Consider the following 14,064-nt stretch of genomic DNA (forward strand, 5'->3'; position numbering starts at 1 on the left):
GACGACGATGGCCGCCCCGAACCTAGTGGTTCGGGACGGCCACCGTACAGATGAGGGTCAGTCAGGCGATGCCTGGGACCTCACTTGCCGACCGTGACGGTGTCGAACTCCTCGGCGGTCAGCGGGCTGGCGACGAGACCGTCGACCTTGCCGCTGGTCACGAGGGCCGGCGGGGAGTGGCTGATCGGGATACCGGGGAGGTACTCCTCGGCGATCCGCCGGTTGATGTCCTGGTAGGTGGTGGCGCGCTCGTCCTCGTCGACGACCGCGTCGGCCTTCTTCAGGTCCTCCGCCAGCGTCTTGCCCCACGGCATGACGCTGGTGTGGAAGTCGTTGCTCTTGAGGTTGCTGAAGAACGTGCCGAGGAAGTTGTCCGCGGCGTTGTAGTCGCCGGTCCAGCCGAGCAGCCACGCGTCGTACGCGCCGTTGGCGGACACGTCGTCGAGGTAGCCACCGTTCCACGGCTTGCTGACCTGCTCGACCGTGAAGCCGGCGGCCTCGAGGTCCTTGACGAAGGCCGCGTGGATCTTCTGCGGGTCCGGCATGTACGGCCGCGAGACCTCGGTGGGGAAGGCGAACTTCAGGGTCATGCCCTCGGCGCCCGCCTCCTTGAGGAGCGACTTGGCCTTCTCGGGGTCGTACGGGTACGGCTCGAGCGACTCGTCGTAGCCCGAGACGGCCTCCGGCATGAACTGCGAGGCCACCGTGGCGCCCTCGGGCAGCTGGCTCTGCACCATCTGCTCACGGTTCAGGGCGTGGGCGATGGCCTGGCGCACCTTGAGGTCCTGGAGCTTGGGGTTCCGCTCCGGGTTCAGGCCCATGTAGAGGATGTTGAACGCGGGACGGACCTCGACCTTGTTGCCGGCGTCCTCGAGACCCTGCCAGTCGACGGGGTTGGGGAGGTCGTAGCCGTCGATCGAGCCGGCCTGCAGCTCCTGGCGACGGGTGCTCTCGTCGGGGATGATCTTGAAGACGAGCTTGGCGGTCTTCGGCTGCTCGCCGTAGTAGGACTCGTTGGCGACGAGCGTGACCGTCTTGTTGGCCTCGTCGTAGCTCTCGAGCTTGTAGGGCCCGATGCCGACGGGGTTCTTGGAGTACTCGGGGTAGGTGAAGCCCTCACCCTCGGCCTGGACGTTGTTCGCGTCGCCCTCCTCGAGCGCCTTCGGCGACTGGATCGAGAACGAGTCGAGCGTGAGGATCGTCGGGAAGCTCGAGGTGGTGCGGGTGACGTTGATGACCGCGGTGCTCTCGTCCTGGGCCTCACACGACTTGTACAGCGAGCCCTCGGGGTCGTCGCTGAACGAGCCGAAGAAGTACGTCCAGTACTCGGCGGCGGTCTGGCCGGCGCCCTCCTGGTTGTACATCCGGTCCAGGTTGTAGCAGACCGCCTCGGCGTTGAACGGCTCCCCGTCGGAGAACGTGACTCCCTGGCGGAGCTTGAACGTCCAGCTCAGGCCGTCCTCGGACGGCTCCCAGCTCTCGGCGAGCTCGGGCTCGACGTCGGCGGTGCCCGGCTTGATGCCGAGGAGCCCCGAGTGGATCTGGCGGGTGACCCGGAAGGTCTCGCCGTCCGTGGCGTACAGCGGGTCGAACAGCTCGGGTGCGCCGGCCGCTCCGAACGTGATGGTGTCCTTGACGTCGGAGCTGCCGTTCCCCCCGGTGCCGCTGTCGTCGCGCTGGGACTCGGCGCACGCCGAGATGCTCAGGGCGGCCGCCGTCAGGAGGACGAGGGGCGCCGTGCGCTTGAGTGTCATCTCTATGAACCTCGCTTGGGTGTGCGAACGCTCGATCCGTCCGGGTCGGACGCTCGAGTAGACCGCGACGAGGCCAAAGAACCGCCCCGCTGCGTGGATGCGCAGGACGATAGCCTCAAAACGGGCCGCTGCACCGGAAGGTCGGAAGTGGTTACCCAAGTGAGACCGAAAGGTGCGCCTCCCGTGCCCTTCCGGGCCGTCCGGCGGCCGATTCGGTCCGGAGCCCGATCCCTGAGAGACTGGCGGGTATGTCTGCCTCCCGCCGCGACGACATCCGTAACGTCGCCATCGTCGCGCACGTCGACCACGGAAAGACCACGCTCGTCGACAAGATGCTGTGGCAGTCCGGAGCCTTCGGCGAGCACGACCACATCGCCGACCGTGCCATGGACTCCGGTGACCTCGAGCGCGAGAAGGGCATCACGATCCTCGCGAAGAACACCGCTGTGCACTACGCCGGGAAGGCCGCGACCGACGCCGGCCTCGCCGACGGCATGACGATCAACATCATCGACACCCCCGGCCACGCCGACTTCGGGGGCGAGGTCGAGCGCGGCCTGTCGATGGTCGACGGCGTCGTCCTCCTCGTCGACGCCAGCGAGGGCCCGCTGCCGCAGACCCGCTTCGTGCTGCGCAAGGCGCTCGCGGCGCAGATGCCCGTCGTGCTGTGCGTCAACAAGGTCGACCGGCCCGACGCGCGTATCGCCGAGGTCGTCGACGAGGTCTACGAGCTCTTCATGGACCTGCTCGTCGACGCCGAGCACCACCAGGACCAGCTCGACTTCCCGGTGGTCTACGCGTCGGCCAAGGCCGGCATCGCGTCGCTGACCCGCCCGGCCGACGGCGCCCTGCCCGAGGGCGACGACCTCGAGCCGCTGTTCCGCACCATCATCGAGACGATCCCGGCGCCGTCGTACGACCCGGAGGCCCCGCTCCAGGCGCACGTCACCAACCTAGACGCCTCGAACTTCCTCGGCCGCCTCGCCCTGCTCCGGGTCAAGAACGGCACCATCCGCAAGGGCCAGCAGGTGGCGTGGTGCCGCCGCGACGGGTCGATCTCGACGGTCAAGATCACCGAGCTGCTCATGACCGAGGCACTCGAGCGCAAGCCCGCCGACGAGGCCGGCCCCGGCGACATCGTCGCCGTCGCCGGGATCCCGGAGATCACGATCGGCGAGACCCTCGCCGACGCCGACGACCCGCGCCCGCTGCCGCTCATCACCGTCGACGAGCCCGCCATCTCGATGACGATCGGGATCAACACCAGCCCGATGGCCGGCCGGGTCAAGGGCGCCAAGGTCACCGCGCGTCTCGTCAAGGACCGCCTCGACCGCGAGCTCATCGGCAACGTCTCGATGCGCGTGCTGCCCACCGAGCGCCCCGACGCCTGGGAGGTGCAGGGCCGCGGCGAGCTCGCCCTGGCCATCCTCGTCGAGCAGATGCGCCGCGAGGGCTACGAGCTGACCGTCGGCAAGCCGGTCGTCGTGACCCGCGAGGTCGACGGCAAGGTGCACGAGCCCGTCGAGCGGGTCACCATCGACACCCCCGAGGAGTACCTCGGCGCGATCACGCAGCTGCTCGCCTCCCGCAAGGGACGCATGGAGCAGATGACCAACCACGGCACCGGCTGGGTCCGGATGGAGTACCTCGTGCCGTCCCGTGGGCTCATCGGCTTCCGCACCCAGTTCCTCACCGACACCCGCGGCACCGGCATCGCGAACCACGTGTTCGAGGGCTACGAGCCGTGGCTCGGCGACATCTCGACCCGGATCAGCGGCAGCCTCGTCTCGGACCGGTCCGGGGTCGCCACCGGCTACGCGATGGCGAACCTCCAGGAGCGGGGCACCCTGTTCATCGCCCCCACCACCGAGGTGTACGAGGGCATGATCGTCGGCGAGAACTCCCGCGTCGACGACATGGACGTGAACATCACCAAGGAGAAGAAGCTCACCAACGTGCGCTCGGCCGGCGCCGACGTCCTCGAGCGGCTCGCGCCGCCGCGGGCGCTCTCGCTCGAGCAGTCCCTCGAGTTCTGCCGCGAGGACGAGTGCGTCGAGGTGACCCCGGAGGCCGTCCGCATCCGGAAGGTGGAGCTGGACCAGACCCTGCGCGCCCGGGCGGCGGCGCGCGCCAGGAGGAGCTGACCCGGCGTGCCCCCCGCGCACCAGGACCCGACCCCGACCCCGACCCGCTCCCAGCGCCGGCGGTCCGTCCGCCGACGCCGGCCGTGGCGCGTCGGCATCATCGCCGGGCTCGTCGTCGCGGGGGTCGGGACCGCGGCCGGGGTGGCGCTGAACCAGCGCGAGGCGCCGACGTCCCCCGAGACCATGCCGACGTCGGTCGTCGGGGACCGGGTCGACACCCGCGGCGGGGTGGTGCACGCCCTGTCGCTGGGCCCGGTGACCACCTGGGACCCTCAGCGTCTCGCTTCCCGCAGCGACATGGCCTTCGCCGGCCGGGTGTTCGCCCGGACGCTCACCGCGTACGCACCGAGCACCGACCCGCAGGACCAGGCACGCCTCGTCGGTGACCTCGCGACCGACACCGGCTCGCCCAGCGACGACCTCCGCTCGTGGACCTTCACCCTTCGCGACGACGTCCGCTGGCAGGACGGCACGCCGGTGACCTGCGAGGACGTGGCCTACGGCATCTCGCGCACGTTCGCGACCGCGGACATCACGGGCGGCCCGACGGACGCCCTCGCGGTGCTCTCCATCCCCCGCAACAGCGACGGCACGAGCACCTACACGGGTCCCTACGCCACCGGCTCGGCGGCCGAGAAGGGGCAGGAGGCCTTCGACAAGGCCGTGGCCTGCGACGGCCAGAAGCTCACCTTCAGCCTGAGCACCCCGATCGGGGACTTCGACGAGATGCTCACCCAGCCCGCGTTCGGCCCCGTCAAGGAGTCCGCCGACCGCGGCGCCGAGAGCGCGTACGACGTCTTCTCGGCCGGCCCGTACATGCTCCGCGACGCGTGGGAGCCCGGCCGCGGGGGGACGTTCGTCCGCAACCCGCACTGGGATGCCGCGGCGGACCCGGTCCGCAAGGCCTACCCCGACGAGATCGTCTACCAGGAGGGGCTGGAGACCCAGACGGTCGCGCAGCAGGTGATGGCCGACAACGACACGGGCCGCCAGTCCGTCTCGCTGGGGTCGGCGCCGCCGGCCATCCAGCAGCACATCACCGCCGTGCCGAGCCTCGAGGAGCGCTCGGTCAACCCGCGCACCGGCATCGTCGACTACCTCGCGCCCAACACCAAGAGCCCGGTGTTCAAGGACCCAGAGGTCCGGCGCGCCCTGGCCGCGGCCACCAACCGGGATGCCTACGTGACGGCCATCGGCGGCACGTCGGCGGCCGACCCGTCGCTCTCGGTGCTGCCGCACGCGCTGCCCGCGTCGCACGACGCCGACCCCGTGGGCACCGGGATGCGGGGCGACCCGGAGCGGGCGAAGGCCATCCTCGCGGAGGCCGGGGTCGACGCCCCCGTGAAGTTCACCATCGCGTACCGGTCGGACCCCACGTCCGACAAGGCGGTGGCCGCCCTGGTGGCCGGGTGGCAGCAGGCCGGCTTCGAGCCCGAGACGCGGCCGATCGCCGACGACTACTTCTCGACGATCGCCGACCCCGACGCGGCGGAGGAGATCGACGTCTTCTGGTCGAACTGGGCCCCGGCGTGGGCGTCGGCCTCCACCGTGCTGCCGCCGCTGTTCGACAGCACGATCAACCTCACCGACGCGGGCCCGGGCCGCGACTACGGGTACTTCGCCGACAGCGACCTCGACGAGCAGATGGGCAAGACGGCTGCGATCGTCGACCGCGCGGAGCGCGAGAAGGCGTGGGCGGACATCGACCGGCAGCTCCTGGAGCAGGGCGCCTACATCGGCCTCGCCGAGCGGCGGGCCCTGTACATCGCGGGGTCGGACGTGCGGAACCTCTCCGCGAACGCCGTGCTCGGCGGGGTCGTCGAGTTCGCCGACATCGCGGTGACGCAGTGAGGGGACTCCTCGACGGCGTGCGGGTCGTCGGGGAGCGGCCCCGGCTCCTGTTCGTCCACGCGCACCCCGACGACGAGACGCTGACGACCGGGGTGGCGCTCGCCCACCACGCGGCCCGCGGGGACGACGTGCACGTCCTCACGTGCACCCTCGGCGAGGAGGGCGAGGTCATCCCCGGCCACCTCGCGCACCTCGAGGGCGCGCCGGGCGACCCGCTGGCCGCGCACCGGCGCGACGAGCTGGCCCGGGCCGTCGCCGCGCTGGGCGCGACGCTCCACCTGCTCGGCGCGGCCGGGCCCGACGGCGAGCCCGCGTTCCGGGACTCGGGGATGGCCGGGACGCCCGCCGCCACGCATCCGCGGGCGTTCGCCGGCGTCGCCCTGGCCACCGCGGCCGCCGCCGTCGGCGATGTGCTCGAGCGTGTCCGGCCCGACGTCGTCGTCACCTACGACGCCGGGGGCGGCTACGGGCACCCCGACCATGTCCGGACCCACGCGGCCACCCGGGCCGCGGTCGCGGCCCGTCCCGCCGCGGCCCGTCCGGTGCTGTACGGCACCCACACCCCCCTGACCTGGGCCACCGAGGACCGGCGGTGGCTGGCCGCGCACGTGCCCGCCGACGCCGGCTGGGTCGTCCCCGGGCCCGACAGCCCGTACCAGTCCGGCGTCGTGCCCGACGAGGTCGTCACCCATGCCGTCGTCGATGCCGAGGCGGTGCCCGCCCAGGAGCGGGCGCTGCGGGTGCACGAGACGCAGGTGGTGGTCGGCGACGGGTGGTACGCCCTCTCGAACCATGTCGTCTTCCGGCTCTCGGGCCGGGAGGGCTACGCCCGGCTCGACCCCGTCACGGGGCGGCCGATCCCAGAAGGAGCACCGTGAGCGAGCACGACGTCGACCTCGACCCGGCGCGGTTCCGGCAGGCCATGGGGCGACTCGTCGCCGGCGTCAGCGTGCTGACGACGACCTGCGACGGGCACGACCACGCGATGACCGCCGACACCGTCACCTCCGTGTCGCTCGAGCCGCTGCTCGTGCTCGCCTGCGTCGAGACCGAGAGCCGCTTCCACGACGCCGTCATCGAGTGCGGCGTGTGGGGCGTCAGCGTGCTGAGCGCCGACCAGCGGCCACTGTCGGAGTGGTTCGCCACCCGGGGACGCCCCCTGCACGGCCAGCTCGACCGCGCCCCGTTCCGGCGAGGCGAGCACACGGGGGTCGCCCTGCTCGACGGCGCGCTGACCCACCTCGAGGTGCGGACGACCTCCACCCATCCGGCAGGTGACCATGTCATCGTGGTCGGTGAGGTCCTCGGCCTGGACATCCCCGACACCGTCGGGCCAGCCCTCGTCCACTACCGGGGCCGCTACGGGAGCATCGCATGACCGACCTGCTCGAACACGCCCGCTGGGAGGAGCCCAGCTGGGAGGACCGCGTGCCCGGGCCGCGCCGCTGGCCGTGGGTGCTCCTCGGCGGCCTGGCCCTGCTCGGTGTCCTCTACGCCGGGGCGGCCTGGTGGTTCGGTGAGCGGGTCCCGCGCGGCACGACCGTGGCAGGGGTCGCCGTCGGTGGCCAGAGCGCCGCCGCGGCCGAGGCCACGCTCACCCGCGAGCTCGCGGCCCGGGCCGAGCAGCCGATCGTCCTCACCTCCAGCGCCGGCGAGGCCGAGCTGGACCCCGCCGAGGCGGGGGTCACGGTGGACGTCGAGGCGACCGTGCGCGAGCTCACCGGCTTCAGCCTGGCGCCCCAGGACGTCTGGGCGCACGTCGCCGGCGGCTCCGCCGAGCCCGCGACGGTCGTCATCGACGACGCCGCGTTCGCCAAGGCCGTCGACGCCGCCCGCAAGACCCTCGACGCCGAGCCCGAGGAGGGCTCCCTGTCGGTCGACGGGGGCACGGTCGCCTACACCGCGCCGGTGCGCGGCACCGACACCGACGCGGCCGCCACCGCCGACGTCGTCCGCCGCTGGTGGCCGGGCCAGCAGTCCGTGGAGGTCGTCGCCACCGAGGTCTTCCCCACGGTCACCGCCGCGGAGCTGCAGCGGGTGCGGCGCGAGTTCGCCGACGTCGCGATGTCGGGGCCGGTCACGGTGGAGGCCAACGGTGTCGACTTCGAGATCGCCCCGGCCGACTTCGCCCCCGCGATCGACCTCACCCCGGCCGACGACGGCACGATCACCCCGAAGGCCAACGACACCGCACTGCGCAAGATCGTCCACGCGGCCGCCAAGGAGGCCGAGGCGGAGGTGGCGGCGCGCGACGCGGTCGTGACGTTCAAGGGTCGCACCCCGAGCGTCAAGCCGTCGGTCGTCGGCGTCCGGCTCGACGACGCCTCGATCTCGGCGGCGGTGTGGGCCGCGATCTCCTCCACCGAGCGCACCGCGACCGTGACGACGAAGACGGTCCAGCCCGAGTTCACGACGAAGATCGCCAAGGCCACGCTGCCGAAGGAGACGATCTCGAGCTTCACGACCTACTTCGACGCCGGGGGCGCGCGCGTGCACAACATCAAGCTCGCGGCGCGGACCATCAACGGCACCTACGTCCCGCCCGGCGAGCAGTTCAGCATGAACGCCGTGCTCGGCGAGCGCACCCCGGAGAAGGGCTACAAGCAGGCGGGGATCATCCGGTACGGCCGCCTCGCCGAGAGCTACGGCGGCGGCATCTCGCAGGTGTCGACGACGATCTTCAACGCCTCGTTCTTCGCCGGGGTCCAGCTGGACGCCTGGCAGGCCCACTCGTTCTACATCTCGCGCTACCCCGAGGGCCGTGAGGCCACCATCTCCTGGCCCGACCTGCACAACAAGTGGACCAACACCCTCGACGGCGGGATCCTCGTGCAGGCCACGACGACCGACACCTCCATCACCGTCACGTACTACGGCACGAAGAAGTACGACGTCGAGGCGACCAAGAGCAAGCGCTACGACATCGTCAAGCCGAAGAAGGTCGTCGACGACAGCGAGTCGTGCAAGCCCCAGAACCCCGTCGACGGGTTCAAGGTGGACATCGGCCGGATCTTCCGCCAGCAGGGCAAGGTCGTCAAGACGCAGTCGTTCACGACCCGCTACGACCCCGCCGACGACATCACCTGCCGGTCCAGCGGCTCGGCGGGCTGAGCGGCCCGAACGGTCAGGCGCGGCGGAGCGTCACGTAGTCGTGGTGCGGGGTGAAGCCGTGCCGCCGGTACAGGGCCTGGGCCGCCGCGTTGTCGGTGTCGGTCTGCAGGTGCAGCGAGCGCACCCGGCGGCGGCGAGCCTGCGCGGCCAGCGCCCCGAGAACGGCGGTGGCGAGCCCGCGGCGGCGGGCGGCCGGCGCCACCCACATCGCCGCCACCCCGCCCCACGCGGAGGCCACGCCGAGGCGGCCCACCGCGAGCACCGCGCCGTCGGCCTGCTCGACCGACGCGAACACCTGCTCGGGCGACCCGGTGAGCACGGCCCGCGCGGGGCCGAGGGGTGCGTGCCGGTACTGCGTGAAGGCGGCGAGCCAGGCCTCGTCCAAGGCGGGGGAGCACCTCACCTCCGGCGGGTCGCTCGCGGCGGTCGAGGCGAGAACCGCGTCGACGGCGGCCGTCATCGTCGTCGTCGGCACCCGGCGCGCGTAGCCACGGTCGAGGAGGAGGGCGCCCAGGGGGTCCGCGGCGACGTCGCTGCCGACGGGCCCGGCCACGGTGAGTGCGGGGGGCAGGCCGCGGGCGTCGTACCAGCGCTCGACCGCGTCGACGGCCCGGGCCAGCGGCAGGCCGGGGTCGCCGGCCGTCATCACCGAGTTGGCGCGCTGGGTGAAGCCGCCGGACGCCCGGAGCACCCACCCGCCGAGCTGCTCGGACTCCGCCGCTGGCCAGGCGCCGACCATGACGCGCTGGAGGTCCGCGGCCGACAGGGCGCGATGCGGCGCGCCGCGGCGGGCCGGCGCGGGCGGGATCTCCTTGACGGCGGTCACGGTGTGCGGGGCGACCGTCACCTCACCTCGGCGGGTCAGCACGACGAGCCGGTCCCGGTCGGCGTGGACGAGGTCGCCGACCACGTCGGTGAGCGTGGCGCCGGTGCGCGGGTCGGGGGCGGGGAGCCGGTGCCGGACGACGACCCTCGACCCGACGGGTGGAAGCCCCGCGAGCCCCTGCTCCGACGCCTCCATGCGGTGAATAGTATGAGTGGCATGACGTACGTGATCGCGCAGCCCTGTGTGGACCTGAAGGACAAGGCCTGCATCGAGGAGTGCCCCGTCGACTGCATCTACGAGGGTGAGCGCAGCCTCTACATCCACCCCGACGAGTGCGTCGACTGCGGGGCGTGCGAGCCGGTCTGCCCGGTCGAGGCGATCTACTACGAGGACGACGTCCCCGAGCAGTGGGCCGACTACTACAAGGCGAACGTCGAGTTCTTCGACGACCTCGGCAGCCCCGGCGGTGCCGCGAAGCTCGGGGTCATCCCCAAGGACCACCCGATCATCGCCGACCTGCCACCCCAGGAGCACGACGAGTGAGCGGGTGCTGACCCTCCCCGACTTCCCGTGGGACTCGCTCGCGGCGGTCAAGGAGCGGGCGAGTGCCTTCGCCGACCCCGACCTCCCGGGCGCTGCCGGCCACGGCCTGGTCGACCTCTCGGTCGGGACCCCCGTCGACCCCACCCCCGACGTCGTGCGCGCGGCGCTCGCTGCTGCCGCCGACGCCCCGGGCTACCCCCAGACCCACGGCACCGCCGACCTCCGCGAGGCGGTCGCGGTGTGGTTCGCGGCGCGCCGTGGGGTCCCCGACCTCGACCCCGCCGGGGTGCTGCCGACGATCGGGTCCAAGGAGCTCGTCGCCTGGCTGCCGACGCTGATGGGCCTCGGCCCCGGCGATGTCGTCGCCTTCCCGCGGGTCGCGTACCCGACGTACGACGTGGGGGCCCGGCTCGCCCGGGCGGAGCCGATGGCCGTCGACTCGCTCACTGCGCTCGGGCCTCTCACGCGCGCGACGACGCCGAAACTGTTGTGGCTCAATACTCCTGGCAACCCCACGGGCAAGGTGCTCGGCGTGGAGCATCTGGCGAAGGTGGTCGGCTGGGCCCGTGAGCACGGGGTGGTCGTGGCCTCCGACGAGTGCTACGCGGAGCTCGACTGGCGGCCCCGCCGCGACGGGTCGACCGAGCCGCCGTCGACCCCGTCGATCCTGGACCCCCGGGTGTGCGGCGGCTCGCACGACGGCCTGCTCGCCGTGTACTCGCTCTCGAAGCAGTCGAACCTCGCGGGGTACCGGGCCGCGTTCGTCGCCGGGGACGCCGCCCTGGTCGGCCGGCTCCTCGAGGTGCGCAAGCACGCCGGGATGATCGTGCCCTGGCCGGTCCAGCGCGCGATGCTCGCCGCTCTCGGCGACGCCGCGCACGTGGAGCAGCAGAAGGGCCGGTACGCGGCGCGCCGTGCGGTGCTGCGCCCGGCCGTGGAGGCCTTCGGGCTGCGCGTCGACGACTCCGAGGCCGGGCTCTACCTGTGGGCGAGCGCCGACGAGCCGGGCCGCGTCACGGCCGACCGGCTGGCCGGCCGGGGCATCCTCGTGGCTCCCGGCGACTTCTACGGGGCGGCCGGGCGGAACCACGTCCGGATCGCCCTGACCGCCACCGACGAGCGCGTGGAGGCGGCGGCCGCCCGCCTGGTCTGAGGGGGAGCGGGCCGGCTGCGGGAATGCCCCCATTTCACGGTGTGCCTACGGGCGGGTAGGGTCGAAAGGACGTCCGACCCCCGACGAAACCCCCCAAGGATCGCGACATGACCGACGGAGCAACCCTCCACGCTGCGGGCAAGCAGCTCGACCTTTCCCTCGTCCCCGCGACGGAGGGCAACGGCGGTTACGACATCTCGAAGCTCCTCGCGGAGACCGGGAACGTCACCCTCGACGGCGGCTTCACCAACACCGCCAGCTGCACGAGCGCCATCACCTACATCGACGGCGACGCCGGCATCCTGCGCTACCGCGGGTACCCCATCGAGCAGCTCGCGAAGAGCTCGACGTTCCTCGAGACCTCGTACCTGCTGATCTACGGCAACCTGCCGACGGCCGCCGAGCTCGCCTCGTTCGAGTCCCGGGTGAGCCAGCACACGATGCTCCACGAGGACCTCAAGGGGTTCTTCCGCGGCTTCCCGCGCGACGCGCACCCCATGCCGGTGCTGTCCTCGGCGGTCTCGGCGCTCTCGACCTTCTACCAGGACAGCCTTGACCCCTTCGACTCCGAGCAGGTCGAGATCTCGACGATCCGGCTCCTCGCGAAGCTGCCGACCATCGCGGCGTACGCGTACAAGAAGTCGATCGGGCAGCCGCTGCTCTACCCCGACAACGACCTCTCGCTCGTCGAGAACTTCCTGCGGATGACCTTCGGGGTCCCGGCCACCGACTACGAGGTCGACCCCGACATCGTCAAGGCCGTCGAGCTGCTGCTCATCCTGCACGCCGACCACGAGCAGAACTGCTCCACGTCCACCGTGCGGCTCGTCGGCTCCTCGCAGGCCAACCTCTTCGCGTCGGTGTCTGCCGGCATCAACGCCCTGTTCGGCCCGCTGCACGGCGGCGCCAACCAGGCCGTCCTCGAGATGCTCGAGAGCATCCAGAACTCCGAGTACTCCACCGACGAGTTCATGGCCAAGGTGAAGAACAAGGAGGACGGCGTCCGGCTCATGGGCTTCGGGCACCGGGTGTACAAGAACTACGACCCGCGCGCCGCGATCATCAAGGACACCGCGCACGACATCCTCGCCAAGACCTCCGGTGGTGACGAGCTGCTCGAGATCGCGATGCGCCTCGAGGAGATCGCCCTGGCCGACGACTACTTCGTCGAGCGCAAGCTGTACCCCAACGTCGACTTCTACACCGGCATCATCTACAAGTCGATGGGCTTCCCGACGCGGATGTTCACCGTCCTGTTCGCCCTCGGCCGGCTCCCCGGCTGGATCGCCCAGTGGCGCGAGATGATCGAGGACCCGACGACGAAGATCGGCCGCCCGCGCCAGGTCTACACCGGTGAGGGCGAGCGCGACTACCTCTCCCTCGACCAGCGCTGACCCACCCCTCCACCCCTCCACCCCCGCGCTTCCCGACTTCTCATGCTCGCGTCCGCGCGACACGCCGGTTCCGGCGCTGTCGACGCGGACGCCGGCATGAGAAGTGGGGGAGCGGGCGGTGCGTCACGCGCGTCGTCCACAGGCCCGCGCCCGGCGCTCGGTCGTCCACAACCTGACGTCCACGCCGCTCCGGCCGCACACCGCGGTGTCAGGGTCCGGGAGTGCTCTCCCTCGACCCGTTGCCGCTCGCGTTCGACCGACGCGACGCGATGCGCGCCGGGTGGACGCGCCACCAGTTCCATCGGCGGGTGGCCGCCCCCGACGTCGTCGAGGTGGCACCGCGGCTCTTCGCCGACGCCGTGTCCTGGCACCTCGCCGGCCGCGACGAGCGGCACCGGGCTCTCGCCCGCCAAGCGGAGGCGAGGTACGGCGGAGCCGTCGTCAGTCATGCGTCGGCGGCGCTCCTGCACCGCCTCCCGAGCCCGCGGTTCCTCGACGACGCGGTCGTGCTCACCGGTGACAAGGAGCATCCGGTCGGCGACGACGCCGCGTGGGTGCGGCTGCAGCGCTCCCGCCTGCCCGACCGGCTGACGACCGAGGTCGACGGGGTGCGCGTCACCTCGCTCGCCCGCACCGCGGTCGACTGCCTCCGGGTCCTGCCGCGGATGGACGGGCTCGCCGTTGCCGACGCCGTGGTCCGCGGCGGCGTCGTGCCGGGCGAGCTCGTCGCCGTCCGGCAGGCCCAGGCCCGCTGGCCGGGTGCGCGGACCGCGCGCTGGGGGATCGGGGTGGTCGACGGGCGACGGGAGTCGTGGCTCGAGTCCGCCTCGGTCGCGGTCCTCGACGGGTGGCTCCCGCTGCCCGTGCCGCAGGTCGAGGTCCGTGACCGCGCGAGTGGCCTGTTCATCGCGCGCGTCGACAACTTCTGGCGCGGCCTCCGGGTCGTGGGTGAGGCCGACGGCGTGGCCAAGTACCGCGGGCTAGACGGAGCCGACCCCTCCGAGCAGGCCGTCACGGACCGGCTGATCGCAGCCTCCATCCGGGCCGACCGGCTCCGCGACCTCGGCCTCGGGGTCGTTCGCTGGGGCGCGAGCGACCTGCGGGCGCCGGGCGTCCTGAGCGCCCGGGTGCGCGCAGCCCGCCCGACCGGACCGTGTCGGGCCGAGCTCAGCTGCGGCGTCTGCGGTGCGGGGCTCGAGGACTGCCGCTGCGCCCCCGCACTTTTCATGCCCACGTCCGCGCAGGAGGCCGCCTGACCGGGGTGTCGGGCGGACGCCGGCCTGAAAAG

11 protein-coding genes are annotated in these 14,064 nt (G+C 72.2%); 9 read left to right on the forward strand and 2 right to left on the reverse strand.

The window, feature by feature from the left end; genetic code table 11:
- Window positions 1-80 precede the first annotated feature (80 nt).
- Entirely contained in the window at window positions 81-1,754 is a 1,674-nt protein-coding gene (locus Q0963_RS00150; RefSeq protein ID WP_299440674.1) for an ABC transporter substrate-binding protein, read from the reverse strand.
- 248 nt (window positions 1,755-2,002) lie between these two features.
- Here Q0963_RS00150 and typA point away from each other — a divergent pair, with 248 nt between their 5' ends.
- From typA to Q0963_RS00175, 5 genes are read left to right on the forward strand one after another with little or no spacing between them, the layout of a single operon-like run.
- Window positions 2,003-3,898, forward strand: coding sequence for a translational GTPase TypA (gene typA / locus Q0963_RS00155; RefSeq protein ID WP_299440677.1), 1,896 nt, complete (start codon window positions 2,003-2,005; stop codon window positions 3,896-3,898).
- Between the two features lie 6 nt (window positions 3,899-3,904).
- Window positions 3,905-5,749: an ABC transporter substrate-binding protein gene (locus Q0963_RS00160; RefSeq protein ID WP_299440680.1), complete on the forward strand. Its 1,845-nt coding sequence runs from the start codon at window positions 3,905-3,907 to the stop codon at window positions 5,747-5,749.
- A complete protein-coding gene (locus Q0963_RS00165; protein WP_299440683.1) occupies window positions 5,746-6,627 on the forward strand; it encodes a PIG-L family deacetylase in 882 nt (293 codons plus the stop codon). Before Q0963_RS00160 ends, Q0963_RS00165 begins: the two co-directional genes overlap by 4 nt.
- On the forward strand, window positions 6,624-7,127 hold the full coding sequence (locus Q0963_RS00170; RefSeq protein WP_299440686.1) for a flavin reductase family protein: 504 nt from the start codon (window positions 6,624-6,626) through the stop codon (window positions 7,125-7,127). Before Q0963_RS00165 ends, Q0963_RS00170 begins: the two co-directional genes overlap by 4 nt.
- Complete coding sequence (locus Q0963_RS00175; RefSeq protein WP_299440688.1) at window positions 7,124-8,860, forward strand: VanW family protein; 1,737 nt, start codon at window positions 7,124-7,126, stop codon at window positions 8,858-8,860. Before Q0963_RS00170 ends, Q0963_RS00175 begins: the two co-directional genes overlap by 4 nt.
- Before the next feature lie 13 nt (window positions 8,861-8,873).
- Here Q0963_RS00175 and Q0963_RS00180 read toward each other — a convergent pair whose 3' ends face one another.
- Complete coding sequence (locus tag Q0963_RS00180; RefSeq protein ID WP_299440691.1) at window positions 8,874-9,881, reverse strand: GNAT family N-acetyltransferase; 1,008 nt, start codon at window positions 9,879-9,881, stop codon at window positions 8,874-8,876.
- Window positions 9,882-9,902: 21 nt separating this feature from the next.
- On the opposite strand from Q0963_RS00180, the gene fdxA reads away from it, so the two are divergent.
- The 4 genes from fdxA to Q0963_RS00200 all read left to right on the forward strand — a co-directional run bounded on the left by fdxA (window position 9,903) and on the right by Q0963_RS00200 (window position 14,032).
- Window positions 9,903-10,229 (forward strand): ferredoxin, encoded by a 327-nt coding sequence (gene fdxA, locus Q0963_RS00185; RefSeq protein WP_299440694.1) that lies wholly within the window; start codon window positions 9,903-9,905, stop codon window positions 10,227-10,229.
- Between the two features lie 4 nt (window positions 10,230-10,233).
- Window positions 10,234-11,382, forward strand: a complete 1,149-nt coding sequence (dapC, locus tag Q0963_RS00190; protein WP_299440697.1) for a succinyldiaminopimelate transaminase — start codon at window positions 10,234-10,236, stop codon at window positions 11,380-11,382.
- A 107-nt stretch (window positions 11,383-11,489) separates the two neighbouring features.
- Complete coding sequence (locus Q0963_RS00195; protein ID WP_299440699.1) at window positions 11,490-12,776, forward strand: citrate synthase; 1,287 nt, start codon at window positions 11,490-11,492, stop codon at window positions 12,774-12,776.
- Window positions 12,777-12,997: 221 nt separating this feature from the next.
- Window positions 12,998-14,032, forward strand: coding sequence for a hypothetical protein (locus tag Q0963_RS00200; protein ID WP_299440702.1), 1,035 nt, complete (start codon window positions 12,998-13,000; stop codon window positions 14,030-14,032).
- Window positions 14,033-14,064 lie beyond the last annotated feature (32 nt).

The sequence above is a fragment of the uncultured Phycicoccus sp. genome, from assembly GCF_947495705.1.
Taxonomy (GTDB): Bacteria; Actinomycetota; Actinomycetes; order Actinomycetales; family Dermatophilaceae; genus Phycicoccus.

What these genes read in the sequence shown, in the direction of transcription:
- Q0963_RS00150 (WP_299440674.1), bottom strand. Translation starts at nt 1,754, where the DNA reads ATGACACTCAAGCGCACGGCGCCCCTCGTCCTCCTGACGGCGGCCGCC.
- typA (WP_299440677.1), top strand. Translation starts at nt 2,003, where the DNA reads ATGTCTGCCTCCCGCCGCGACGACATCCGTAACGTCGCCATCGTCGCG.
- Q0963_RS00175 (WP_299440688.1), top strand. Translation starts at nt 7,124, where the DNA reads ATGACCGACCTGCTCGAACACGCCCGCTGGGAGGAGCCCAGCTGGGAG.
- Q0963_RS00180 (WP_299440691.1), bottom strand. Translation starts at nt 9,881, where the DNA reads ATGGAGGCGTCGGAGCAGGGGCTCGCGGGGCTTCCACCCGTCGGGTCG.
- fdxA (WP_299440694.1), top strand. Translation starts at nt 9,903, where the DNA reads ATGACGTACGTGATCGCGCAGCCCTGTGTGGACCTGAAGGACAAGGCC.
- Q0963_RS00195 (WP_299440699.1), top strand. Translation starts at nt 11,490, where the DNA reads ATGACCGACGGAGCAACCCTCCACGCTGCGGGCAAGCAGCTCGACCTT.